This window comes from Streptomyces sp. NPDC006296 (assembly GCF_040613235.1).
Taxonomy (GTDB): Bacteria; Actinomycetota; Actinomycetes; order Streptomycetales; family Streptomycetaceae; genus Streptomyces.
Window position 1 is genome coordinate 24,647 of sequence record NZ_JBEXRT010000002.1, and the last position, 22,889, is coordinate 47,535.

The following is a 22,889-nucleotide window of genomic DNA, read 5'->3' on the forward strand; positions in this document are numbered from 1 at the left end:
GGCCACCTCCTGCGCCGGCGGCGGGCGGGGAAGCGCGACTCTTCCCCGCCCGCCGCCCACCACCCCTCTTCACCCTTCTCTCTTTGGGAGGCAGCCCGTGACCGCTCACGCCGTCCGTACCGGAGTCTGGTTCATCGGAGCACGCGGCTCCGTCGCCACCACCGCCACCGCGGGATGCGCCGCCGTCGCGGCAGGGCTCCACCCGCCGACCGGCATGGTCACGGAGACACCACCCTTCGCGGGCGCCGGGCTGCCGCCCCTGACCTCCCTCGTCTTCGGCGGCCACGACACCCTCGACTGCCCGCTGCCCAAGCGGGCCGAGGCCCTCGCCGCCGGGGGAGTGCTCCCGCACGGCACCCCCTCGGCCGTGGGGTCCGAACTCACCGCGGCGGACGAGGAGATACGCCCCGGCGGACCGCTGCCGGGCGACACCCGCACCGACGAGGAGCTCATCGCGGCCTTCGCCGCGGACATCCAGGACTTCACCCGCCGCCACGGGCTCGCCCGCACGGTCGTCGTCAACGTCGCCTCGACGGAGCCCGCCCCCGGCGAGGACGACTCCCGGCTGCCCGCCAGCTCCCTCTACGCGGCGGCCGCACTCCGCGCCGGCTGCCCCTACGTCAACTTCACCCCGTCCACCGGGCTGCGCAGCCCGCACCTGCGGGACGCCGTCGACACCTGCGGGCTGCCGCACGCCGGACGCGACGGCAAGACCGGGCAGACCCTGCTCCGCTCCGTGCTCGCGCCGATGTTCGTCCAGCGCGCCCTGCCGGTGCGCGCCTGGTCCGGCACGAACCTGCTGGGCGGCGGGGACGGCGCGGCGCTCGCCGACCCGGCAGCGGCCGCCGCCAAGAACGCGGGCAAGGAACGCGTGCTCGCCGACACCCTCGGGGCCGCGCCGGAGGGCGAGGTGCACATCGACGACGTGCCGGCCATGGGGGACTGGAAGACGGCGTGGGACCACATCGCCTTCGACGGATTCCTCGGCTCCCGCATGATCCTCCAGACGATCTGGCAGGGCTGCGACTCCGCCCTGGCCGCACCGCTGATCCTGGACCTGGCCCGGCTCCTGGCCCGCGCCCACGAGGCGGGACTGACCGGACCTGTGCCCGGACTCGGCTTCTACTTCAAGGACCCGGACGGCGGTCCGGCCGGGCTGCCCGAGCAGTACCAGGAACTGCTGGCCCTCGCCGAACGCCTGCGGGCGGACCGATGAGCCCCCTCCGGCTGCTCGCGGACGCGGCCGGTGCGCCCCGGCTGCTCGGTGCCCGTCCGCGCGGCGCGGCCGCACCGGTCCGTGTTCCCCCAGTCAGCCTGTCCGGTGCGGGCGGGACTGCGCCCGCACCGGACAGGCCCCCCGTCCGCGCCCGCCTGCGGGCCTGGGCCGAACTGCTGCGCGTGTCCGCGCTGTTCACCGTGCCCGGCGACGCGCTCGCCGGGGCCGCGGCCACCGGACTGCGTCCCGGCCGGGGCACCGCGCTCGCCGTCGGCGCCTCGCTCTGCCTCTACGAGGCCGGCATGGCCCTCAACGACTGGGCGGACCGCGAGGAGGACGCCGTGGACCGCCCGCACCGGCCCATCCCCTCCGGCCGGATCGCGCCGGGGGCCGCGCTGGCCGCGGCCGGCACCCTGACCGCCGCCGGTCTGGCCCTCGCCGCCCGCGCGGGCCGTCCCGCCCTCGCCGTGGCGTCCGGCCTCGCCGCCACGGTCTGGGCCTACGACCTGCGCCTGAAGCACACGAGGCTGGGGCCGGCCGCGATGGCCTCGGCCCGCACCCTGGACCTGCTGCTCGGCGCGACCGCCACCGCGGCCAGGACCGGCGCACCGGCCCCGTCGGCGCGCACGGCACCCGCTGCCGGGACGGCTCCGGTCCTGGCGTCCCCCGCTGTCCCGGCGCGCACCGCGGCCCCGGCGACTCCGGCGGCCCCGGCCGTCGTGTCCCCGCCGCCCGTGTCCGCGCGGCCCTCCGCCGCCCGTACCCCCGCCGCCGCGCTCCCCGCCGCCCTCGTGCTCGGCGCGCACACCTACGCCGTCACCGCCGTCTCGCGGCACGAGGCACAGGGCGGGTCCACGGCCGCACCGCTGGCCGCGCTCGCCGGTGTCGCCGGCCTCGGGGCCGCCGTCCTGCACGGACGGCCGGGGGGAGGAGCGCCACCCGGTGCGCCCGGCCGGCTCCTGCTCCCCGCCTTCGCCGCCTCCTACCTCCGCACCTCAGCGGTCCCGCTCCTGCACGCGGCCCTCAACCCCTCCCCGCCCCTCACCCAGCGGGCCGTCGGCGGCGGCATCCGCGCGATGATCCCGCTCCAGGCGGCCCTCGCGGCCAGAGCCGGGGCGCCCCTCGCCGGGCTCGCGGTCATGGGGCTCGTCCCCCTCGCCCGGGCGCTCTCCCGGAAGGTGAGTCCCACATGACCCTCCGCCTCAGTTACGGCACCAACGGGCTGACCGACCTCCGGCTCGACGACGCCCTCGCCCTCCTCGCCGACCTCGGGTACGACGGGGTCGGCCTGACCCTCGACCACATGCACCTCGACCCGCAGGCGCCGGACCTCGCCGCCCGCACCCGCGCGGTGGCCCGCAGACTCTCCGCGCTGGGTCTCGCCGTCACCGTCGAGACCGGGGCGCGCTACGTCCTCGACCCACGGCGCAAGCACGGCCCGTCGCTGCTCGACCCCGACCCCGACGGACGCGCGGCCCGCACCGCCCTGCTCGTCCGGGCCGTCGAGGTGGCCGCCGACCTCGGGGCCCACGCCGTGCACTGCTTCAGCGGCATCACACCGCCGGACACCGCCCCGGACACCGCGTGGGAGCGGCTGACCGGTGCGCTCGGCCCCGTCCTGGACGCCGCCGACCGTGCGGGCGTGCCCCTCGCCGTCGAACCGGAACCCGGGCACCTGCTCTCCGCGCTCGCCGGCTTCCACCACCTCCGCTCCCTCCTCGGCGACCCGGAGCCCCTCGGACTCACCCTCGACATCGGCCACTGCCAGTGCCTGGAACCCGCCTCGCCCGCCGACTGCGTGAAGGAGGCCGCCCCCTGGCTGCGGCACGTCCAGATCGAGGACATGCGGCGCGGTGTCCACGAGCACCTGCCGTTCGGAGACGGCGAGATCGACTTCCCGCCGGTACTCGAAGCGCTCGCCGCCACCGGGTACACCGGCCTCACCTCCGTCGAACTGCCCCGGCACTCGCACGCGGGCCCCGAACTGGCCCGCACCTCGCTGGACTTCCTGCGCCGCGCCGCCGGGACGACGAACGGAGCCGCACCGTGCTGACCAGCCGCAAGGAGCTCGACGACCTGCTGCCCGGGGCGGCCAGGGCGTGGCTCGACGAAGCGCTCGCCGAAGCCGCGCACGCCGCGGCCCACCCCGGCACGGACCACGCGGACCCGCCCTGGGAGCTGCGGTTCGCCTCGGCCGGCCGGCACTGCGGAAGCGCACACGCGGACTCCGTACGCGCCCTGCTGCTCGTCGAGGCCCGTGCGTCGCTGCCCGCCGTGACGCGGCTCTACCACCAGGGCACCGCGGCCGAACGCCGCGCCGTCCTCCGCACCCTGCCGCTGCTCGACCTCGGCGCCACCGCGCTCCCGCTCGTCGAGGACGCCCTGCGGACCAACGACACCCGGCTGGTCGCCGCGGCCGTCGGCCCCTACGGCGCCGCCCACCTCGACGCCCACGGCTGGCGGCACGCCGTCCTGAAGTGCCTCTTCACCGAGGTGCCCGTCGAAGCCCTGGACCGGCTCGGCGAACGCGCCCGCGGCGACGCGGAACTCGCCCGCATGCTCAGCGACTTCGCGGCGGAACGCACCGCCGCGGGGCGCGTCGTCCCCGCCGGGCTGCGGACCGTCCTGGAACTCACGGCCCCGGCGCCCGCCCCCGCCCCCACGGAGGAGTCCTGATGCGCATCTTCGACCCCCACATCCACATGACGTCCCGCACCACGGACGACTACCGGGCCATGTACGACGCCGGCGTCCGCGCCCTGGTCGAACCCTCCTTCTGGCTCGGCCAGCCCCGCACCTCACCGGCCAGCTTCTTCGACTACTTCGACGCCCTCCTGGGCTGGGAGCCCTTCCGCGCCTCCCAGTACGGCATCGCCCACCACTGCACGCTCGCCCTCAATCCCAAGGAGGCGAACGACCCCCGCTGCACCCCCGTCCTGGACGCGCTGCCCCGCTACCTCGTCAAGGACTCCGTCGTCGCCGTCGGCGAGATCGGCTACGACTCGATGACCCCGGCCGAGGACACCGCCCTCGCCACCCAGCTGCAGCTCGCCGCCGAACACGGGCTGCCCGCGCTCGTGCACACCCCGCACCGCGACAAGCTCGCCGGCCTGCACCGCACCATCGACGTGGTGCGCGAATCCGATCTCGCCCCCGAGCTGGTCCTGCTCGACCACCTCAACGAGACGACCGTGCGGGACGCCCTCGACAGCGGCTGCTGGGCCGGGTTCTCCATCTACCCGGACACCAAGATGGACGAGGACCGCATGATCACGGTCCTGCGCAACCACGGCACCGACCGGATCCTCGTCAACTCGGCCGCCGACTGGGGCAGGAGCGACCCGCTGAAGACCCGCAAGGTCGCCGACACCATGCTGAAGGCCGGATTCGACGAGGACGACGTCGACAAGGTGCTCTGGCGCAACCCGGTCGCCTTCTACGGGCAGAGCGGCCGGCTCCAGCTCGACGTGGCCGCCCCCGAACCGCTCCACGAGGGCAACTCCATCCTCCGCGGCGGGGAGTGACCCGTGCGCTTCCGCCACCCCGACGGCTCCACCGTCCACCTCGCCTACTGCACCAACGTGCACCCCGCCGAGACCCTCGAAGGAGTGCGCGCCCAACTGCGCGACCACTGCGAACCCGTACGCAGACGACTCGGCCGCGACCGCCTGGGTATCGGACTCTGGCTCGCCAAGGACGCCGCGGGCGCCCTCATCAACGACCCGGCCGCACTGCGCGCGCTGCGCGGCGAGCTCGAACTCCGCGGTCTCGAAGTGGTCACCCTCAACGGCTTCCCCTACGAGGGCTTCGGGGCGCAGGAGGTCAAGTACCGCGTCTACACGCCGGACTGGACCGATCCCGAGCGGCTCGCCCACACCACCGACCTGGCCCGGCTGCTCGCCGCCCTGCTGCCCGACGACGTCACCGAGGGCACCGTCTCCACCCTGCCGATCGCCTGGCGCACCCCCTACGCCGACGACCCCACGGCGGCCGACACCGCGCGCAAGGCGCTCACCACCCTCGCCCAGCGGCTCGACGCACTCGCCGAGCTGACCGGGAAGTCCATCAGGATCGGCCTCGAACCTGAACCGGGCTGCACCGTCGAGACCACCGCCGACGCCATCGGCCCCCTCACCGCGGTGGGCCACGACCGCATCGGCATCTGCGTCGACACCTGCCACCTCGCCACCTCCTTCGAGGACCCGGACACCGCCCTGGACGCCCTGCGCGCGGCCGGGATCACCATCGCCAAGACCCAGCTGTCCGCGGCCCTGCACGCCGAGGACCCGCACCTGCCGGAGGTGCGCGCCGCGCTGGGCGCCTTCGCCGAGCCGCGCTTCCTCCACCAGACGCGCACCCTCACCACCGCCGGCCTCCGGGGGACGGACGACCTCGACGAGGCGGTGTCCGGCGGTGTGCTCCCCGACGGCACCCCCTGGCGCTCGCACTTCCACGTCCCCCTGCACGCACCACCCGCACCCCCGCTCACCTCCACCCTGCCCGTGCTCCGGACCGTGCTGAACCGGCTCGTCGGCGGACCCGTGCCCCTCACCCGGCACCTGGAGATCGAGACGTACACCTGGCAGGCGCTCCCCGCCGCACTGCGGCCGCGCACCCGCACCCAGCTCGCCGACGGAATCGCCGCCGAACTCACCCTCGCCCGCGACCTCCTCGCCGACCTCGGACTGAAGGAGCTCCCGTGACGGCACCCGGTACCTCGCCCACCCCGCTGCTCGTCCTCGACGTCGTCGGCCTCACCCCGCAACTCCTCCGGCACATGCCGAACCTGCGGGCCATGGCCGGATCGCAGGCGCCCCTGTCCACCGTGCTGCCGGCCGTCACCTGCGCCGCCCAGTCCACCTTCCTCACCGGCACCACCCCCGCCGAACACGGCATCGTCGCCAACGGCTGGTACTTCCGCGAGCTCGGCGACGTCCTGCTGTGGCGCCAGCACAACGGGCTCGTCGAGGGGGACAAGCTGTGGGACGCCGCCCGGCGCGCCCACCCCGGCTACACCGTCGCCAACATCTGCTGGTGGTACGCGATGGGCGCCGACACCGACTGGACCGTCACCCCCCGCCCCGTCTACTACGCCGACGGCCGCAAGGAGCCCGACTGCTACACCCGGCCCCCGGCGCTGCACGACGAACTGACCGAGAAGCTCGGCACCTTCCCCCTCTTCCACTTCTGGGGCCCCGGCGCCGACCTGGTGTCCTCGCAGTGGATCATCGACGCCACCCGGCACCTCCTCACCACCCGCGCCCCCGACCTGGCCCTCTGCTACCTCCCGCACCTCGACTACGACCTCCAGCGCTTCGGCCCCGACGACCCCCGCTCCCACCGGGCGGCGGCCGACCTCGACCGCGCCGTCGCACCGCTGCTCGCCGACGCCGAGGCGTCCGGCCGCACCGTGGTCGCGCTCTCCGAGTACGGCATCACCCGGGTGGACCGGCCCGTCGACATCAACCGCGCCCTGCGCCGCGCCGGCCTCCTGGAGGTCCACACCCAGGACGGCATGGAGTACCTCGACCCGATGGCCTCCCGCGCCTTCGCGGTCGCCGACCACCAGCTCGCCCACGTCTACGTACGGCGTCCCGAGGACCTGGAGGCGACCCGGGAGGCCCTCGCCGACCTGCCCGGCATCGCCGAACTCCTCGACGACGAGGGCAAGAAGGCCCACCACCTGGACCACCCCCGCTCCGGTGAGCTCGTCGCCGTCGCGGAGAAGGACGCCTGGTTCACGTACTACTACTGGCTCGACGACGACCGCGCACCCGACTTCGCGCAGCTCGTGGAGATCCACCGCAAACCGGGCTACGACCCGGTGGAACTCTTCATGGACCCCCAGGACCCCTACGTCCGGGTGAAGGCCGCCTCGGCGGTGGCCCGCAAGAAGCTCGGCATGCGCTACCGCATGGCGGTCGTCCCGCTGGACCCCTCACCCATCCGCGGCAGCCACGGCCGCCTCCCCACGAGCGACGACGAAGGTCCGCTCATCCTCTGCTCCACCCCCCACGCGTTCAGCGGCCGAGTCCAGGCCACCGAGGTGAAGTCCCTGCTGCTCCGACTCGCAGGACTGCACTGACCATCCGTACCGCCCGCACGTTCACAGGGAGATTTGTGATCATGAGCCGCACCCCGAAGGACCCCGAGCTCGCGAGCAGGCTCAGCCGCCGCAACGTCCTGGGCGTCGCCGCCGGAGCGACCGCCGCGACCCTCCTCAGCGGCGCAGCCGCGCAGGCCACGAGCCCGGACAGCGTCCAGGGCAAGGATCACGGCCACGGCCACGGACACGGCCAGGACAAGGGCCGTCCCGTCCTGCCCCCCGGGCGCCTCGGCATCCAGCTCTACAGCCTCCGCGACAAGGTCTCCACGCTCGGCTTCGCCCCCGTCTTCGCGGAGCTGGAGAAGTACGGCTACGACGAGATCGAGTTCGCGGGATACACCCAGGGCTCGGCCGGCGCCATCACCCTCGCCCGGCTCAAGAGGCTGGCGAAGGACCACGGACTGAACCCCATCGGCAGCCACGTCGGCTACTACGACGACAACAATCCGGACGCCAACACCTTCGCGCAGAACCTCACCAGGGTCCTCGACGAGGCCGAGGCGCTCGGCCTCAAGCACATCGGCACGGCCTCCGGGCCCTTCCGCTACGGCTCCACGGTGGACGGCTGGAAGCGTGCGGCGGAGGACTTCAACACCTACGGCGCGGCGGCCCGCAAGCGCGGCATGAAGTTCTACCAGCACAACCACGCGGAGGAGTTCTCCTTCGCGACCGACAAGCCGAACGTGCGCCTCTACGACGTCCTGCTCGCCGAGACCGATCCCGACCTGGTCTACCTGGAGATGGACATCTACTGGGCCTTCAGCGCGCAGTTCCGCTTCGGCAAGCGGGTGGACGGCACGCCGGCGCCCTTCAACCCCATCGACTACGTGCTCAAGCAGCCCCACCGCTACCCGCTCTTCCACGTCAAGGACGGCACGCGCAACGACTCCGCCCGCGACGGCTACGACATGACCGACGTCGGTGACGGCGACCTCGACTACAAGAACTTCCTGAACCGCGTCACCAGCCGCACCCGCCAGGGCCGCACCTACCACCACTGGCAGACCGAGCACGACAACCCGGTCGACTCGCTGGCCTTCGCCCGCAAGTCCAGCGAGCACCTGCACTCGCTGCGGCAGGGCCGCTGCGGGGACTGACACCCCGGGCGCACCCACCCGCGGGGACCCGCTCCGGGAGCCGCCGTCCCGTCACCGGAGCGGCACCCGGGCCGCCACCCGGATCGCACGGGACGCGCCTCGCACGGGACGCACCTCGCACGGAACGCCCGGCCGGACCTCCGGCCGGGCGTTCCGCGTGCGCGGACACCCGGACGGGTCCGTCACGCGATGCCCTGCCGGTCCGGGTGCAGTGCGAACGCCCGGCCGACCGCTCCGGGCGCCGTGCGCTCCACCGCCTCCACCAGGAGCGCACGGTGCCTGAGCAGCGGCTTCCGCCGCTCCTCGGAGGCGAGCAGCAGCAGGTCGTCGAGCCCCGCCAGCAGCCGACGCGTGACCTGAGGGCTGTCGGCCGCGCACCCGCGGACCTCCTCGAACGCCAGGTCCACGAGATCCGTCCACCCCGGCACCCGCCGGACCAGCCGCACGTCGCCCCGCCGGTCCCGGTGGTGCAGCGTGGCGAGCGGCATGGTGACGGCGGCGGAGAGGAACTGCACGATCCGGTCCAGGCACTGCACCGCCGTGGTCGGATCGTGCACGGACGGCGACAGGGCGCGCAGCGCGATGTCCGCCAACTGCCGCAGGCCGAACGCCGGATCCTGGTACGGGGTGCGCTCCACCCCGACCGCGACCGTGCGCCGCAGGGCGCGGGCCGGCGGAGCGGGTGCGCCGTGGACGGTGAACAGCGGTGTGCCCGGCACCACGAAGTCCCCGGCCCGGGGCACCAGTCGCAGCACGACCCCGTGCCGGCGGGCCCTGCGCACCAGCCGCGCCACCGCCACGTCCCGGACCACCCCCGCCCGTCCGTGGTGCACGAGCCGCGCGGTGACGGGATCCGGCACCCGCCCCTCCGCCTCCCCGTCCGGCTGCCGCGCCAGCGCGCGCAGCGACTCCCGGGTGATGTGGTCGAGCACCGGCCCGACCTGCATGAGGCGCAGGGTGGACGAGACGTAGGCGACGAACAGCAGCAGACTCAGCCCGACCAGGAGCAGCGTCAGCAGGCTCTGCAGCAGCGGCACCGACGTCACCCGCCGGAGGTCCGGCTGCGCTCCGCCCTCGTAGGACGTCAGGACGAGCAGCGAGAACGCGAAGGTCGCCAGGAACACCGTCAGCGTGAGCTTGCTGATCCTGCTGCGCACGAAGATCCGCACGACCCGCGGGGTGAGCTGGCCGCTCGCCATCTGCACCGCCACCAGCGAGATGCTGAAGACGACACCGATGAAGGTCATCATCGCCGCGCTGACCGTGGTGACGATCGTCCGCGCGTCCGTGGCGAAGGCCAGCAGGTCCTCGAGCTCCCGGTAGGCCCCCTCCCGCTTCAGGAGCGTGACGATCCAGGTGTCCAGATCGACGAGGACCCACCACAGCGCGAAGACGGACACCAGCCCCGCGGTCGGCGCGAACCAGAAGGTGTCGCGCAGCCGCTCGCGCAGCGCGGCCGCCACCGGGGGCGGCCGGTGCACGCGTCGGCTGCCGTCGTCCGGGACGTTCTTGCCGTTCATGCCCGCGAAGGTAGCCCGGAGCGACCGTGCGCACACGGCACGCCACGACGGGCGCGTCCGCCGGCCCCGGGGCGCACGGCCGCATCCGCACCGCACTGACCACCTGAAACGCAGGTGAGGGGCACCCCGAACCCCTGGTATTGTTTTCTTCGTCGCCACGGGGAACACCCCGGGACGACAGACACCTTGTCCGGGTGGCGGAATGGCAGACGCGCTAGCTTGAGGTGCTAGTGCCCTTTATCGGGCGTGGGGGTTCAAGTCCCCCCTCGGACACCACGGTCAAACGACCAAATGGAGCCGGTCAAAGCGACACAATGTCGCTTTGACCGGCTCTGTTGTTGTGGTGGACGTGGTCTGGCCCTCTGCGGGTTCGCAGAGGGCCAGATGCGTTTGTGCTGTTCAGGTGGGGTGTGAGGGGTGGGGTGGGTCAGGCTCGCGGGGTGGTGTCGAGAAGGTAGCCGCTGGGGGTCCAGTCGTGAGGGTTCTTGAGTTTGTGACGGTTGGAGGGGTGTCGCCGGGTGGGGGGACCGTTGGTCTGGAGAGTGTCGAGCCAGCTGGCAAGTTTGCGGTGGTTGGCGTGGGCGATCTGGAAGGAGAGGAGGAGGGACTGGGCTGCGATTCCGCGGATGCGGCGGGTGCGGCTGCGTTCAATAGCTTCGTGGTCCTTCGCGTAGCCGTTGAAGTGCTCTTCACGGTTCCGAAGGCGGAACTAGTGGTGGACCCAGGGGGCGAGGCCGTGGTCGAGCTCCTGCCAGTGACGGATGCCGATGGCCTGGGTGAAGGTGAGGGACTCACGGCGGCAGACCTCGGGGTGTCCTGCCGGGGTAGGGGTGACGTCGATGAGGGGAAGGCGGGTCGCGGCCGAGGCTTCGGCGTTTGACGGGGCAGGCGACGGTGGGGTGGCTGCCTGCTGCGGGGCGGAGTATTTTTCGCGCGCCTCGGTGGTCGGGGGCGGCGGGCCTGCTCGAGGAGATCCAGCGCAAGGCCCGCCATGTACTGTTCCGCATCCCGGATTCCACAGCGCCGCCCACGTCACCCCTCTACAGGTTATTGCAGAAAGTTTAAAATGGAACATTCCCTGCGTGTCGGTGGACTGCCGCCTGACTCGCACCGGATTCTCATCATGCACATCACTGATGACAGGCTGAGAATGCAAGAAGAGCAGGCCATGAGCACGACCGCTGGTCTGTAGCCGAGCCACGGAGACGCCCGGGGGAGGTCTTCCTTCAAGGAGTCGCGCTCCTGCCTGCCGGTTACGCCGCGGGTTGGTTGCCCGAGGGGCCGGTCGAACTCTCGTGAAGGGTTCCTTCTGTAGGTCCGGATGAGTCTGCAGCAAACCTGTGAGCGTCCTTCAAGCGCTGGGAGACTTTCTCTCCCCCAAATTCTCTAGCCACAGTGCACAGGCGATCGACGACGAATTGCTTGGCGTCCGGGGCCAACCCGCCGTACCACTCGTCCAGCAGGTGAGCGGTCTGCACCCATGCTGCACCTGGGGCATAAGTACCCACGTACGCAGCGATCTTGGGAATCATCGCGAGGGTCTGGTCGGTGACAGCCGCAGGCGAATCAAGAAGCAGCTGCGCGAGAATCAACGTAGGGTCCTCGCGTAGCTGATCGCGGTAGGCCAGCGCCTGGACGACCTGCAACTGCCTGAGCTCCCTGTCCGTTTGCGCGCGGGCGCGAAGGCGTATGCGGTCCTGCGCGAGATGCAGGTCCTCCGGGCTGACATAGACCTGCGCAGTGGCCCAATTTACGCGGACTCGGTCGCCCGGTAGGTCCACACGTCGGCCAAATCGGGCATTAGCGCGGTACTGTAATTCCTTGGCGGTGACGATCGGGCAGGTGGCCGCCATTTCCGAGAACGCATCGAGTACATGGGCTGCCGCGACAGACTCAGGTGCGTGATGGAGTCGCCCTCTTCTACGCCATTGCCCCTCCGCGTGGACGGTAAAGCGGAAGCCCTCGTCGGCGCTCGCAGCGGTGAAGTCCACAGAGAACGAACCCCGTCGCGCCGACCAGGGCCAGGTTCTACTCACCCGCCGGCCCGCCCTCGCTCTGTGAGCGGCCTCGGTGCGGATCTGCTTCCCTGACACTACGCATCAAGGTGGCGTGGGACCGGTGGCGGGCCTCCTTGTTGGGTGCGTCTTCTTCAGACACCCAGTGCTCAGCAAGCCGGACTAGGTTGAGGAAGCGCAGGCCTCTCAGGTAGTCACGGGGAGAGTCATGTACTGCGCGCACCATCGTGCTGACGATCAGGTCCGCCGCACCTGGGTGCGCCACTGTCGCATCCAGCCAGGCAGCACAGGCTCGGTGGGTCAACGAAGTGGGCTCCTCGGATTCCAGGGCGATTCGCCACCCGCGGATCACCCAGTCCGGAATGGAGTCCTCGGAGTTACTCAGGAGAACGAGCCAGCCAGTGTCATCCCGCTGCAGCGCCAGATGCATGAAGGCGCTCCTTGCAGCCTGCTGCTGCCCTTTCTGGTCACTGGCGAACCAGGTGTTCAGCGTCTTGCGTAGCAAGGGGCGCAGACCGTCGTCGCCCCAAAGGGCGTCGATGGCTGCGCCAATGGCTTCCGCTACGTCGGCCCTTTGTTCGATGTCGAACTGCACCCGCTGATCGAGCGAGCTCGCCAAGTCGCCCAGACGGCGGAGCATTTGCTCGGGGTGGGCCGGGGTGACGCTCTGGAAGGCGTGGGCCAGGGTCTTCAGGAGCGGAGCGTTGCCCTTCTCAATCCAGTTGCTGGTGGCGTTCCGTGTGAGCTGGCCGATCTCCGGGTCTAGAGCTGCCGTGACCAATAGCGCGTGTGCATGCCTGTCCAGGGGGCTGTCCGCTGACCAGTTCGTCGCCACGACGAGTAACGTGCGTGTGGATCGGGCGGCCTGCGCATGGTGCAGGATCCACGGCGCCAGGCGCTCGGCGAGCTTCTCGGCCTTGTGCGCCGCCAAGTCGACGCACAACTCTGCTGTCCACCTGATGAACTTGTCGATGAGTTCGGGGCGATCCAGCAGAAAGTAGCGCACGATCGCTTCGGCGAAGCCGGGGCCGGGGAAGCGCAGTGTGCCATCGGGGCGGAGTTCCGCGTCGAGCTGGTGGGCGAGTTGGATCAAGCCTGGTCCCTGCTGCCCCGTCAGCCTGGTGGAGATGTCGTTCTTCTCACCCAACGCACGGGCAAGGGAGAGGATCCTGTCGTGCACGTTGTCGACGGGTTCGCCGTCATAGACCGCGGCCAGGAGCAAGTAGTTGCGGTCGTAGCTGGTGCGCCCATCTTTGGAGTGCCAGTCGGTCAGCACATCCATCCAACCTGAAACGGCCTTGTTTGCAGCGTCGATAGCCTCGTTGAAGCCGTCGGACCCGGCTTCGGTGCTCCGACCGGTGGTGGTCCGGTAGTCGGACTCAGCCCGCACAAGGGTCTGGGCCCACTCCCGGACTTGTCCCGGGCGTAGACCAGCCAGTTTCTCCTTGATGCGGTGGTCGTCAACCCATTGCTTCGGGTCGGCAATACCGCCGGAGCTCAGGTACTTCAAAAGGAGCGAGGCTGGTGTGGGCGGGTGCGGCCTGCGTGCGAGGTCTCCGGCGCCATGCCCGATGCGGTTCCAAAGGTCTGTACGCAGGATAACTACCAGGTACGAGCCGTCATAGCGCAAGTCGTCAGCCTGCATGAGCTCAAGCCCGAAGTCGCAAGAGGGGGGAATACTCTCCTCCCTCGGGCGCAGATCGAGGATCCACCCGGTGCGCTTGTGCCCCTTGAGCCCCTCCGCGCTGAAGCTGTCACCGGGTTCCCGGCGTATCCGGCGCAGCGTCAGCGCTTCGCCAGGCCTGGTGGCAAGCAGGTGGAGGGCTGCAGTCCAGCGGCCGCTGCCGTGGTGGTCCGCGAAAAGCACGAGGGTGCGGTTGTCCTCCAGCAGCCGGGAGAGCTCCACCCCGTTCTCGATGGAAACGTACTCCGCGAGGTCCCGCTCTACCATCTCCGGAGGCAAAGGCGCACCACTGTGACGCTGAACGGCCTCGAACCACTGCCCGATCTGGGTGCCGTGGTTGGTATCCGCATGGACACTGGCATATGCACCGGAGGGACGGCCCGCCGGTGAGGGGGCAGGATCGCGGTCAGCCGTGGAATCGGTCTCGTCCTCGGTCGCAGCGCCGAGCTCCGCGCCCCTTTGAGGGGCTGCGGCCGAACCCGTCGCTTCCCCCTCCGCGTGCGGGCCCGCAGGATCCGCAGCCACGCTTCCGGGTGCAGCATCCGAGGCCTGTCCTTCGCCGTCTGCCACGCCTTCTTCCAGGTCAGGCTCCGCGGCGGTATCGGTGTTGTCAGAAGCGGGCTCGGCCATGCACGGTCTCCTTCTGGCTGATGTGAGCGGACCCGGCGTTGGGAGGGGGCGTCAGGTTCGGCCGTCGATGACCGGTGCCCGCATGCCGACCACCCTTCCGCCTGGTTCCACGCGCTTTGCCCTGATCACGCTCGAGGCCGAACCGCGGATCGCTTCCTGTGCCTCCAAGCCGGTCACTTCGCCGGCCACCGTGTCGTAGTGCTGCTCGCTGAGCGGCCCCGATCGCTCGCGGATCTCACCCTGGAAGGTGAACCGCTGACCGTAGACGTCCTCCAAGGCCTCTCGCACACGCCCCATCATCTGCATCAGCTCGGCGTCCTCGGCGGTGATCCGTTCCGGGGCGCGCGTGTACGGCGTCATGGCGAGAGCCAAGACCTCCAGCACAGGGAGTCGGGATGCGAGGCGGTCCGGGTCGATGCGAAGCGGCAACTCCAGGTCGCCCACCAGCTCGGCGGGGATCTCCGGATCAGCCTCGGGCTCTGCCGTTTGGCCGGAACGCCGACGCTCTAAGACTGCGTCCAACCGCTGGTACAGAAACGTTAGCGTCGCTGGCAAAGCACCACCGACGACTGCGGAAAAGTCCACGACACCAGACACGAGATCCCCCTAGAAGACATGGCCCCGGACATAGAACGAGGTCCATTAGTACCGCCCCACCTCCGCCATGCACCTCAATTCAACCGAGCATGGCTTAAATTAGACCGCAGCAGATGATCAACACCGACATTGTGAAAATTGGTTCGAATGCGAATCGCCTGTGCGGCTTGCATGCGCATTGAGTGCTATCCACTCAAGGGGAAGGTGGAGCCTGATCCGTCGCGGGGTTCCGGATGACCTTCGGGCTGTGGCCGTGCTCGCGATACCCGAGCTCATCAGGGCAGTTCGCGACCCGGATGGCCCGCCAAGCCACGTCGAACGACAAGCTCCAGTCCGACTTATGCATCATGCGGACTGCCTTCAGGCTGGTGAGCGGCGAGAGAGCGAAGCGAGTCGCGATTAATTTCACGTGGTGAGTGTGCCAGGCGGCACCAGTCTCCCCTTCGGCGTTTCCAGCCAATAACCCGCTGTAAATTCAACCCCAGGAGTTAACTGCTGTCACACAAGTGAACAGCCGAAGTGCAGCGGATTCCCACTCGCACTGACTTTCGTGATCAAGACTGTGCCGTTCCACGCAGCCGACTGCCCATTTAGCTGCGTCAGCTGAAGGGGCTGATGCAGGGTTGGGCGACAGGTTCAGTCACACGGCCTGGAGGGCCGATGTGGACATGACGGCTTCGAATTCCACGGGGGGCAGTCGGCCGAGTGCGGCTTGTCGACGGCGCTGGTGGTAGGTCTTCTCGGTCCAGGTCACGATGGCGATCCACAGTTCCTGGTGGGTGGCCCATGCGCGGCGGTCGAGGACGTTCTTCTGCAGCAGGCTGAAGAAGGACCTCATGGCCGCATTGTCGCCCGCCGCTCCGACCCGTCCTATCGAGCCGACGATCTGGTGGCGGCCGAGTGCGCGGACGAATTTCCGGGACCGGAACTGCGACCCGCGATCGCTGTGCACTGCGGGAGCCCGACAGAGGGATGCGGGCGACGTGAAGCAGGCGCAGCCCAGGCTGTGACGACGGTGCTCACGTAAAAGCGGCAGCCCTCCGTACACGCGCCGCGGGGCGTCTGGCCGTCACCGGCTGGGGGTACGGGATCCGCTGGTGGAGAGGCGGGCCTGGGCGACCCGTTCGCACACCGAACGGTGGCGTCCGTATCTCCGAGCAGGCAGGTCACGCCGCCGAACGGGCGCAGTCCCCTGGGGCCGCTGGAGCGGTGAGGTCTTCCGCCTTGGCGAGCGCCGAGCCGTCGGCGACGTCATCGGTGATTGACAGCAGATGCCCTGGAAACTGATCTTGTTCGAGCCGGGAACGATCACAGCTGGCGGGCTTCATCAGTGCAGGCCAGGGGGTAGTGTCGGTTGGCCACCACACACCACGAAGAACCCCGGCCCAGCCGGGGTTCTTCGCGTTGGTGCGGGTCCGGGAGCGGGCCGGACGCCGTGTCCCGGACCGCCCCCCGATCACCTCGTGCGGGTCACGACACGGGCGTGGTGCACCTGGTCGTCGTGCCGTCGCTCAGGCAGGCCCGTACCCGGCGGCCGTCCGTCGCCTTCAGCACCCCGGCGTCGGCGACCTTCGCGTAGGTCCCGCCCGGCTGCTTGTCCTCCAGCCACACGGTGACACCCGAGGAGGCCGAGTGCGCCCAGGCGTAGTCGTCGCTCACCGACCAGTCGGGCCGGCCGCCGGACAGGGTGACGCGGGCGCCGTTCGGCAGTTCCGCCGTGTCCCAGTCCGTCGCCTTCGACGACCAGGTGGTGACCTTGTCCGGGGTGACGCCCTCGCACGCCTCACCCGGCGCGCACGGGCCGATCGGGCCCTGGACGGAGGTCTGGTAGATGTTGTTGCCCTGGTGGGTGGCGAACGCCCACTTCTTGCCGTCCGCCACCAGCCCGGCGATCTGGTCACCGGACAACGGGTCCAGGGCGATCATCTTCGTCTTGCCGGACGCGGTCAGCCGGCCGCCGGGCAGCGGCTCGGGGCGGGCGGTGCGGGAGTCGGGGCCACCGGAGGCGTGCTTCATCAGGGTGGCCGAGACACCGTCGCGGCCCGGCGGGAGTTCGGCCTCGCCCCAGTAGTAGAAGTGGTACGGATCCCAGGCGGGACGGCCCTTGTAGATCTTGAGGCGTCCGCCCTGGTAGATGTCGGCGTCCTCGACGACCTCGGGATCGTAGAGCGGCATCCACTCGGTGACGCTCGCCGGGTCGATGCCCGTGCACGGCAGCGTGGCGCACGGGGCCTGGGCCGGCGGCGTTGCCATGTCCTCCCCGTCGGTGGTGCACTCGGTGCCCGTCGAGTCGCTGACGCAGGCCCGCAGTTCGGGCAGCCAGGAGAAGGCCCGGGTGGAGCCGGTCGCCGTACGGGAGGCGCCGTCGCGCGGGAGCTCGGAGTACACCTCGCCCCAGCGGCCCGAGCCCTGCCACGCCTCCAGCCAGTAGCGTCCGCCGGCGGGGAGCACGCCCTCCGCCCAGCCCAGGTAACCGCCCTGCTTGAGGCGTCCCGAGGCCTGCTGCACGGACGCGCCCGACGGCAGCTCGACCCGGTGGTAGTCGGAACGCTCCACGTAGGACCAGTCCGACGCGGGGATCGCCTTCGGGTCGGCCTCGGCGCACCAGCCCTCGCACGGACCCCAGGGCACCACCTCGGCGCTGTACTCGGTCAGGCAGCCGCGCTCGGTGCCGTCGCTGACGCAGGCGCTGTTGGCGTACGTGCCCCGGGGGACCGAGGTCGAGTACAGGAACATCCCGGTGGTGCCGTCGGTGCCGCGGTAGGCGCGCGGATGGTCCACGGGCGTGATGATGTTGATGCCGTCGCCCCAGTTGTCGACGGCGCGCAGCCACAGCCGTCCGTTCTCCACGCCTGACCCGAAGTGCACCTCGGCCCAGGTGTAGGTCCTGCCGCTGGACGTGTCCCAGGCCGGCTTGCCGGTGTACTGGACGATCCGCGTCCCGGAGGCGAGGGTCGTCTCCTTGAAGACCTTCGGCGCCCCGCCGGACTGCCACGCGGTGACCTTGCCCGGATCCGCCCCCTCACAGGGGAGCTGCGGACAGGGAGCCGGTTCCGCCGCGCGCGCCGCCTGCGCCGTGGGAGCCGTCAGCAGCGCGGCGCTCACGGCGGCCGCGGCCAGGACGGCGCAGCGGGACCACCACCGCCGTCGGCCACCGGTGCCCGTCCGGCCGCCCTTCACGGGTCTGCGGCCGGGCGCCGAGCGTTGAGCTGCCCCGCTGTCCATCGCACCTCCAGTGCGTCGTGTCGCGTGTCCTGCCGGGCCGGGTCGGCCCGGGGCGATGGAACCGGCGGCATCTCTCCGGATCGTCTCGGACATGTCTCCGGCAGCGGATTACGGCCAGCCCCCGACGGGGCGCCCCGGGGGAGCGGCGCATCACGATCCGGCCTCGGGCGCCGTACAGGGGGTTGATTTCCGCCATGTAATCGATTCCAATCATCCGTGTAATCGATTCCACGGCATGGTCCGCCGGTTTCGAGGCCCTCGGAAACCACAAGGAGGTGGTCCGGAAATGGCGAGCATCAAGGATGTCGCGGCCCGGGCGGGCGTCTCCGTCGCCACGGTCTCCCGCGTCCTCAACAGCCATCCCTCGGTCAGCCCGGACGCACGCGCACGCGTCCTCGCCGCCGTGGACGCCCTCGGTTACCGGCCCAACGCCGTGGCCCGCTCACTGCGCACCGACCAGACGCGCACGCTGGGCCTCGTCATCAGCGACGTGCTCAACCCGTACTTCACCGCGCTGGCCCGGTCCGTCGAGGAGGAGGCCCGCGCGCTCGGCTACAGCGTGATCATCGGCAATGCCGACGAGCGCCCCGAACAGCAGGACCACCACGTGCGCACGCTCCTGGACCGCAGGATCGACGGGCTCCTGGTCTCACCCGCCGACGGGGAGTCCCCGCTGCTGCTGGACGTCGCGCGCACCGGCACCCCGATGGTCTTCGTCGACCGCTGGATCCCCGGGGTGGACATCCCCGTCGTGCGCGCGGACGGCCACCGGGCCATCCAGGACCTGGTCGCCCACCTCCACGCCCTCGGCCACCGCAGGCTCGCCATCATCGCCGGCCCGGCGGCCACCACCACCGGCGACGAGCGCGTCGAGGCCTTCCGGGAGGCGATGGCCGCCCACGGACTCGCCCTGCCGGACGCCCACATCGGACAGGGCGACTTCCAGGCCGAGAGCGGGCGCCGCGCCACCGAGCACTTCCTGGCCCTGCCCGAACCGCCCGAGATCGTCTTCGCCGCCGACAACCTCATGGCGCTCGGCGCCCTCGACGCCGTCCGCGCACACGGACTGCGCGTCCCCGAGGACATCGGGATCGCGGCCTTCGACGACATCCCCTGGTTCGTCCACACCGACCCGCCGATCACCGCGATCGCCCAGCCGACGGGCGACCTCGGCCGTGCCGCGGTGCGGGCCCTCGTCGACATCGTCGAGGGCCGGCCCCCGCAGTCCGTCACCCTGCCCGCCACCCTCGTCGTACGCAGCTCCTGCGGCGAGCGCACCTCCGTCCCCGGGAGCAACGAGTGATCCGATCAACCGAGTTGCTGCGCATCGAAGGTCTGCGCAAGACCTTCCCCGGCGTCGTCGCCCTGGACGGCGTCGACTTCGACCTGCGCAGCGGTGAGGTGCACGTCCTGCTCGGCGAGAACGGCGCCGGCAAGAGCACCCTCATCAAGATGCTCTCCGGCGCCCACCGGCCGGACGGCGGCCGGATCTTCGCCGGCGGCCGGGAGGTGCGCATCCACGGCGCGCAGGACGCCGAGAGGCTCGGGATCGCCACGATCTACCAGGAGTTCAACCTGGTACCCGATCTGACGGTCGCCGAGAACATCTTCCTCGGCCGCCAGCCGCGCCGCTTCGGCATGATCGACCGGCGGCGCATGGAGGCCGAGGCCGAGACGCTCCTGCGCCGGGTCGGGCTGCACGTCTCACCGCGGGCCCGGGTCCGTGAACTGGGCATCGCACGCCTCCAGATGGTCGAGATCGCCAAGGCGCTCAGCCTGGAGGCACGCGTCCTGATCATGGACGAGCCGACCGCCGTGCTCACCTCCGAGGAGGTGGACAGGCTCTTCGGCATCGTCCGGCAGCTGCGCGCGGACGGCGTCGGCGTCGTCTTCATCACCCACCACCTCGACGAGATCGCCGCCCTCGGCGACCGTGTCACCGTCCTGCGCGACGGCCGGAGCATCGACCAGGTGCCCGCCTCGACCCCCGAGACGGAACTCGTCCAGCTCATGGTGGGCCGCAGCATCGAGCAGCAGTACCCGCGCGAACGCCCGGAGACGGGCGAGCCGTTGCTCTCCGTCCGCGGGCTCACCCGCGACGGGGTCTTCCACGACATCAGCTTCGACGTGCGGGCCGGTGAGGTCGTCGGCCTCGCCGGACTCGTCGGAGCGGGCCGCACCGAGGTCGCCCGCGCCGTCTTCGGCGCCGACCCCTACGACTCCGGCACCGTCGACGTGAACGGCGAGCGGCTGGGCAAGCACGACGTGACCGCCGCGATGGGCGCCGGGATCGGGCTCGTCCCCGAGGACCGCAAGGGGCAGGGCCTCGTGCTCGACGCCTCGGTCCAGGACAACCTCGGCCTCGTCACCCTCCGCGCGGCGACCCGCTCGGGATTCGTCGACGTCAAGGGGCAGCGCACCGCAGCCGCGCGCATCGCGCAGCAGCTGGGCGTGCGGATGGCCGGACCCGGCCAGCACGTCCGCACGCTGTCCGGCGGCAACCAGCAGAAGGTCGTCATCGGCAAGTGGCTCCTGGCCGACACCCGGGTGCTCATCCTCGACGAGCCGACGCGCGGCATCGACGTCGGGGCGAAGGTCGAGATCTACCAGCTCGTCAACGAGCTGACGGCCTCCGGACACGCCGTCCTGATGATCTCCAGCGATCTGCCCGAGGTCCTCGGCATGAGCGACCGGGTCCTGGTCATGGCCCAGGGCCGCATCGCCGGCGAACTCCCCGCGCACGAAGCCACCCAGGACGCCGTGATGGCACTCGCCGTCAGCGCCGCACCCGTCACCACACCCACCGAGAAGGCAGAGGAGGGCCCCCGTGGCCACTGACACGCATCCGAGCACGACGGGCGGGGGCGGCGCCGGACACACCCTCCGCCGCCTCCTGCTCGACAACGGCGCCCTCAGCGCACTGGTCGTCCTCCTGGTGGCGATGTCGCTGCTCTCCGGCGACTTCCTCACCACCCAGAACCTCCTGAACGTCGGCGTCCAGGCCGCGGTGACCGCGATCCTCGCGTTCGGCGTCACCTTCGTCATCGTCTCGGCGGGCATCGACCTGTCCGTCGGTTCGGTCGCCGCGCTCTCCGCGACCGTCCTCGCCTGGTCGGCGACCTCCGCCGGCCTCCCCGTCTGGCTGGCGGTGGTCCTCGCCGTCGCGACCGGCATCGCCTGCGGCTTCGTCAGCGGCGCCCTGGTCGCCTACGGCAAACTGCCCTCGTTCATCGCGACGCTGGCCATGCTCTCGGTGGCCCGCGGGCTCGCCCTGGTCATCTCCCAGGGCCGGCCGATCCCCTTCCCCGACTCGGTCTCCGTGCTGGGTGACACGCTCGGCGGATGGCTGCCCGTCCCCGTCCTCGTGATGATCGCCATGGGCCTCATAGCGGCGCTCGTCCTGGCCCGCACCTACCTCGGCCGCTCGATGTACGCCATCGGCGGCAACGAGGAGGCCGCCCGGCTCTCCGGACTGCGCGTCAAGAAGCAGAAGCTGGCGATCTACGCCCTGTCCGGCCTCTTCGCGGCGGTCGCGGGCATCGTGCTCGCCTCCCGGCTGGTCTCCGCGCAGCCGCAGGCCGCGCAGGGGTACGAACTCGACGCGATCGCCGCGGTCGTCATCGGCGGAGCCAGCCTCGCGGGCGGCGTCGGCAAGGCCTCCGGCACCCTGATCGGCGCGCTGATTCTCGCGGTCCTGCGCAACGGCCTCAACCTGCTGTCCGTGTCCGCGTTCTGGCAGCAGGTCGTCATCGGCGTCGTCATCGCCCTCGCGGTGCTGCTCGACACGCTGCGCCGCAAGGCGGGATCCGGCGCCGCGACCGCCGGCGGCTCGTCCGCGGGGCCGGGATCACCGGGGAAGGGCCGCAGGGGAGCGTTGCAGGCCGGCGTCGCGCTGGTCTGCGTGGCCGCCGTCGTCGCCGCCGTGACCTACGCCAAGTCCGGTTCCTCCGCGGCCACCACCAAGGTCGGCATGTCGCTCTCCACCCTGAACAACCCCTTCTTCGTGCAGATGAAGGAGGGCGCGCAGGCCGAGGCCGAGGCGGCCGGCGTCGACCTGACCGTCACCGACGCCCAGAACGACGCCTCGCAGCAGGCCAACCAGCTGGAGAACTTCACCAGTTCCGGCGTGGACTCGGTCATCGTCAACCCGGTGGACTCCGACGCGGTCGGCCCGGGTGTCCGCGGGGCCGACAAGGCGGGCATCCCCGTGGTCGCCGCCGACCGCGGCGTCAACAAGGCGGAGATCGCCACCCTCGTCGCCTCCGACAACGTGGCGGGCGGCAAGCTGGCCGCGAAGGCGCTCGCCGACCGGCTCGGCGGCAAGGGCGACATCATCGTCCTGCAGGGCACCGCCGGCACCTCCGCCAGCCGCGAACGCGGCGCGGGCTTCACCGAAGGCATCGAGGCCTACCCCGGGATCAAGGTCGTGGCGAGCCAGCCGGCCGACTTCGACCGCACCAAGGGCCTGGACGTCATGACCAACCTGCTCCAGTCCCACCCCGGCATCGACGGCGTCTTCGCCGAGAACGACGAGATGGCGCTCGGCGCCGTCAAGGCACTGGGCGGCAGGGCCGGGAAGTCCGTCCCGGTCGTCGGTTTCGACGGGACCCCCGACGGCCTGACGGCGGTCGAGGCCGGCACGCTGTACGCGTCGGTCGCCCAGCAGCCCAGGGAACTGGGGAAGATCGCCGTACGGAACGCGGTCCGCGCGGCCGACGGCGAGAAGGTCGACAGCATGGTGAAGGTACCGGTCAAGGTCGTCACCCGGCAGAACGTCGCCGACTTCTCCTGATCACGGA

17 protein-coding genes, 1 tRNA gene and 1 pseudogene are annotated in these 22,889 nt (G+C 71.0%); 13 read left to right on the forward strand and 6 right to left on the reverse strand.

Annotated features, from left to right (window positions below):
• Positions 1–97: 97 nt before the first annotated feature.
• Genes ABZ172_RS01460 through ABZ172_RS01495 form a run of 8 tightly spaced genes read left to right on the forward strand, consistent with a single transcriptional unit; the run spans position 98 to position 8,419 of the window.
• Positions 98–1,216: an inositol-3-phosphate synthase gene (locus tag ABZ172_RS01460; RefSeq protein WP_356878948.1), complete on the forward strand. Its 1,119-nt coding sequence runs from the start codon at positions 98–100 to the stop codon at positions 1,214–1,216.
• Positions 1,213–2,409, forward strand: coding sequence for an SCO3242 family prenyltransferase (locus tag ABZ172_RS01465; RefSeq protein WP_356878950.1), 1,197 nt, complete (start codon positions 1,213–1,215; stop codon positions 2,407–2,409). The genes ABZ172_RS01460 and ABZ172_RS01465 overlap by 4 nt, the downstream gene beginning before the upstream one ends.
• Entirely contained in the window at positions 2,406–3,269 is an 864-nt protein-coding gene (locus ABZ172_RS01470; protein ID WP_356878952.1) for a sugar phosphate isomerase/epimerase family protein, read from the forward strand. The genes ABZ172_RS01465 and ABZ172_RS01470 overlap by 4 nt, the downstream gene beginning before the upstream one ends.
• Entirely contained in the window at positions 3,263–3,892 is a 630-nt protein-coding gene (locus tag ABZ172_RS01475; protein WP_356878954.1) for an EboA domain-containing protein, read from the forward strand. The genes ABZ172_RS01470 and ABZ172_RS01475 overlap by 7 nt, the downstream gene beginning before the upstream one ends.
• Entirely contained in the window at positions 3,892–4,740 is an 849-nt protein-coding gene (locus ABZ172_RS01480; protein ID WP_356878956.1) for a TatD family hydrolase, read from the forward strand. The genes ABZ172_RS01475 and ABZ172_RS01480 overlap by 1 nt, the downstream gene beginning before the upstream one ends.
• 3 nt (positions 4,741–4,743) lie before the next feature.
• Positions 4,744–5,919, forward strand: coding sequence for a metabolite traffic protein EboE (eboE, locus tag ABZ172_RS01485; protein WP_356878958.1), 1,176 nt, complete (start codon positions 4,744–4,746; stop codon positions 5,917–5,919).
• Positions 5,916–7,301: a nucleotide pyrophosphatase/phosphodiesterase family protein gene (locus ABZ172_RS01490; RefSeq protein WP_356878960.1), complete on the forward strand. Its 1,386-nt coding sequence runs from the start codon at positions 5,916–5,918 to the stop codon at positions 7,299–7,301. The genes eboE and ABZ172_RS01490 overlap by 4 nt, the downstream gene beginning before the upstream one ends.
• Before the next feature lie 41 nt (positions 7,302–7,342).
• The gene (locus ABZ172_RS01495) at positions 7,343–8,419 is read left to right on the forward strand and encodes a sugar phosphate isomerase/epimerase (RefSeq protein WP_356878962.1); all 1,077 of its coding nucleotides are present in this window, start codon (positions 7,343–7,345) and stop codon (positions 8,417–8,419) included.
• 182 nt (positions 8,420–8,601) lie between these two features.
• On the opposite strand, the gene ABZ172_RS01500 is transcribed toward ABZ172_RS01495, so the two are convergent.
• Positions 8,602–9,939 (reverse strand): DUF2254 domain-containing protein, encoded by a 1,338-nt coding sequence (locus ABZ172_RS01500; RefSeq protein WP_356878964.1) that lies wholly within the window; start codon positions 9,937–9,939, stop codon positions 8,602–8,604.
• A gap of 188 nt (positions 9,940–10,127) precedes the next feature.
• Between ABZ172_RS01500 and ABZ172_RS01505 the strand changes: the two genes are divergently transcribed.
• A tRNA-Leu gene (locus ABZ172_RS01505) sits at positions 10,128–10,215 on the forward strand.
• 199 nt (positions 10,216–10,414) lie between these two features.
• Entirely contained in the window at positions 10,415–10,819 is a 405-nt protein-coding gene (locus tag ABZ172_RS01510) for a hypothetical protein (protein ID WP_356878966.1), read from the forward strand.
• Between the two features lie 373 nt (positions 10,820–11,192).
• Here ABZ172_RS01510 and ABZ172_RS01515 read toward each other — a convergent pair whose 3' ends face one another.
• The 5 genes and pseudogenes from ABZ172_RS01515 to ABZ172_RS01535 all read right to left on the reverse strand — a co-directional run bounded on the left by ABZ172_RS01515 (position 11,193) and on the right by ABZ172_RS01535 (position 18,090).
• Entirely contained in the window at positions 11,193–11,930 is a 738-nt protein-coding gene (locus ABZ172_RS01515; RefSeq protein ID WP_356878968.1) for a hypothetical protein, read from the reverse strand.
• 37 nt (positions 11,931–11,967) lie between these two features.
• Positions 11,968–14,268 carry a hypothetical protein gene (locus ABZ172_RS01520; protein WP_356878970.1) on the reverse strand — a complete coding sequence of 767 codons (2,301 nt, stop codon included), beginning with the start codon at positions 14,266–14,268 and terminating at the stop codon, positions 11,968–11,970.
• Between the two features lie 51 nt (positions 14,269–14,319).
• On the reverse strand, positions 14,320–14,865 hold the full coding sequence (locus ABZ172_RS01525) for a hypothetical protein (RefSeq protein WP_356878972.1): 546 nt from the start codon (positions 14,863–14,865) through the stop codon (positions 14,320–14,322).
• Between the two features lie 640 nt (positions 14,866–15,505).
• Positions 15,506–15,817: pseudogene (locus tag ABZ172_RS01530) on the reverse strand (IS3 family transposase); the annotation flags it as partial.
• Between the two features lie 518 nt (positions 15,818–16,335).
• Complete coding sequence (locus tag ABZ172_RS01535) at positions 16,336–18,090, reverse strand: hypothetical protein (RefSeq protein WP_356878974.1); 1,755 nt, start codon at positions 18,088–18,090, stop codon at positions 16,336–16,338.
• Between the two features lie 286 nt (positions 18,091–18,376).
• Between ABZ172_RS01535 and ABZ172_RS01540 the strand changes: the two genes are divergently transcribed.
• The 3 genes from ABZ172_RS01540 to ABZ172_RS01550 are packed head-to-tail and all read left to right on the forward strand — an operon-like array spanning position 18,377 to position 22,882.
• Entirely contained in the window at positions 18,377–19,393 is a 1,017-nt protein-coding gene (locus ABZ172_RS01540; protein WP_356878976.1) for a LacI family DNA-binding transcriptional regulator, read from the forward strand.
• Complete coding sequence (locus ABZ172_RS01545; protein WP_356878978.1) at positions 19,390–20,928, forward strand: sugar ABC transporter ATP-binding protein; 1,539 nt, start codon at positions 19,390–19,392, stop codon at positions 20,926–20,928. The genes ABZ172_RS01540 and ABZ172_RS01545 overlap by 4 nt, the downstream gene beginning before the upstream one ends.
• Entirely contained in the window at positions 20,918–22,882 is a 1,965-nt protein-coding gene (locus ABZ172_RS01550) for a substrate-binding domain-containing protein (protein WP_356878980.1), read from the forward strand. The genes ABZ172_RS01545 and ABZ172_RS01550 overlap by 11 nt, the downstream gene beginning before the upstream one ends.
• The last annotated feature ends 7 nt before the right edge of the window (positions 22,883–22,889 follow it).

Coding starts and splice junctions, on each gene's coding strand:
- ABZ172_RS01480 (WP_356878956.1), top strand. CDS start 3,892: ATGCGCATCTTCGACCCCCACATCCACATGACGTCCCGCACCACGGAC.
- ABZ172_RS01535 (WP_356878974.1), bottom strand. CDS start 18,090: ATGGACAGCGGGGCAGCTCAACGCTCGGCGCCCGGCCGCAGACCCGTG.
- ABZ172_RS01500 (WP_356878964.1), bottom strand. CDS start 9,939: ATGAACGGCAAGAACGTCCCGGACGACGGCAGCCGACGCGTGCACCGG.
- ABZ172_RS01465 (WP_356878950.1), top strand. CDS start 1,213: ATGAGCCCCCTCCGGCTGCTCGCGGACGCGGCCGGTGCGCCCCGGCTG.
- ABZ172_RS01495 (WP_356878962.1), top strand. CDS start 7,343: ATGAGCCGCACCCCGAAGGACCCCGAGCTCGCGAGCAGGCTCAGCCGC.
- ABZ172_RS01540 (WP_356878976.1), top strand. CDS start 18,377: ATGGCGAGCATCAAGGATGTCGCGGCCCGGGCGGGCGTCTCCGTCGCC.
- ABZ172_RS01470 (WP_356878952.1), top strand. CDS start 2,406: ATGACCCTCCGCCTCAGTTACGGCACCAACGGGCTGACCGACCTCCGG.
- ABZ172_RS01520 (WP_356878970.1), bottom strand. CDS start 14,268: ATGGCCGAGCCCGCTTCTGACAACACCGATACCGCCGCGGAGCCTGAC.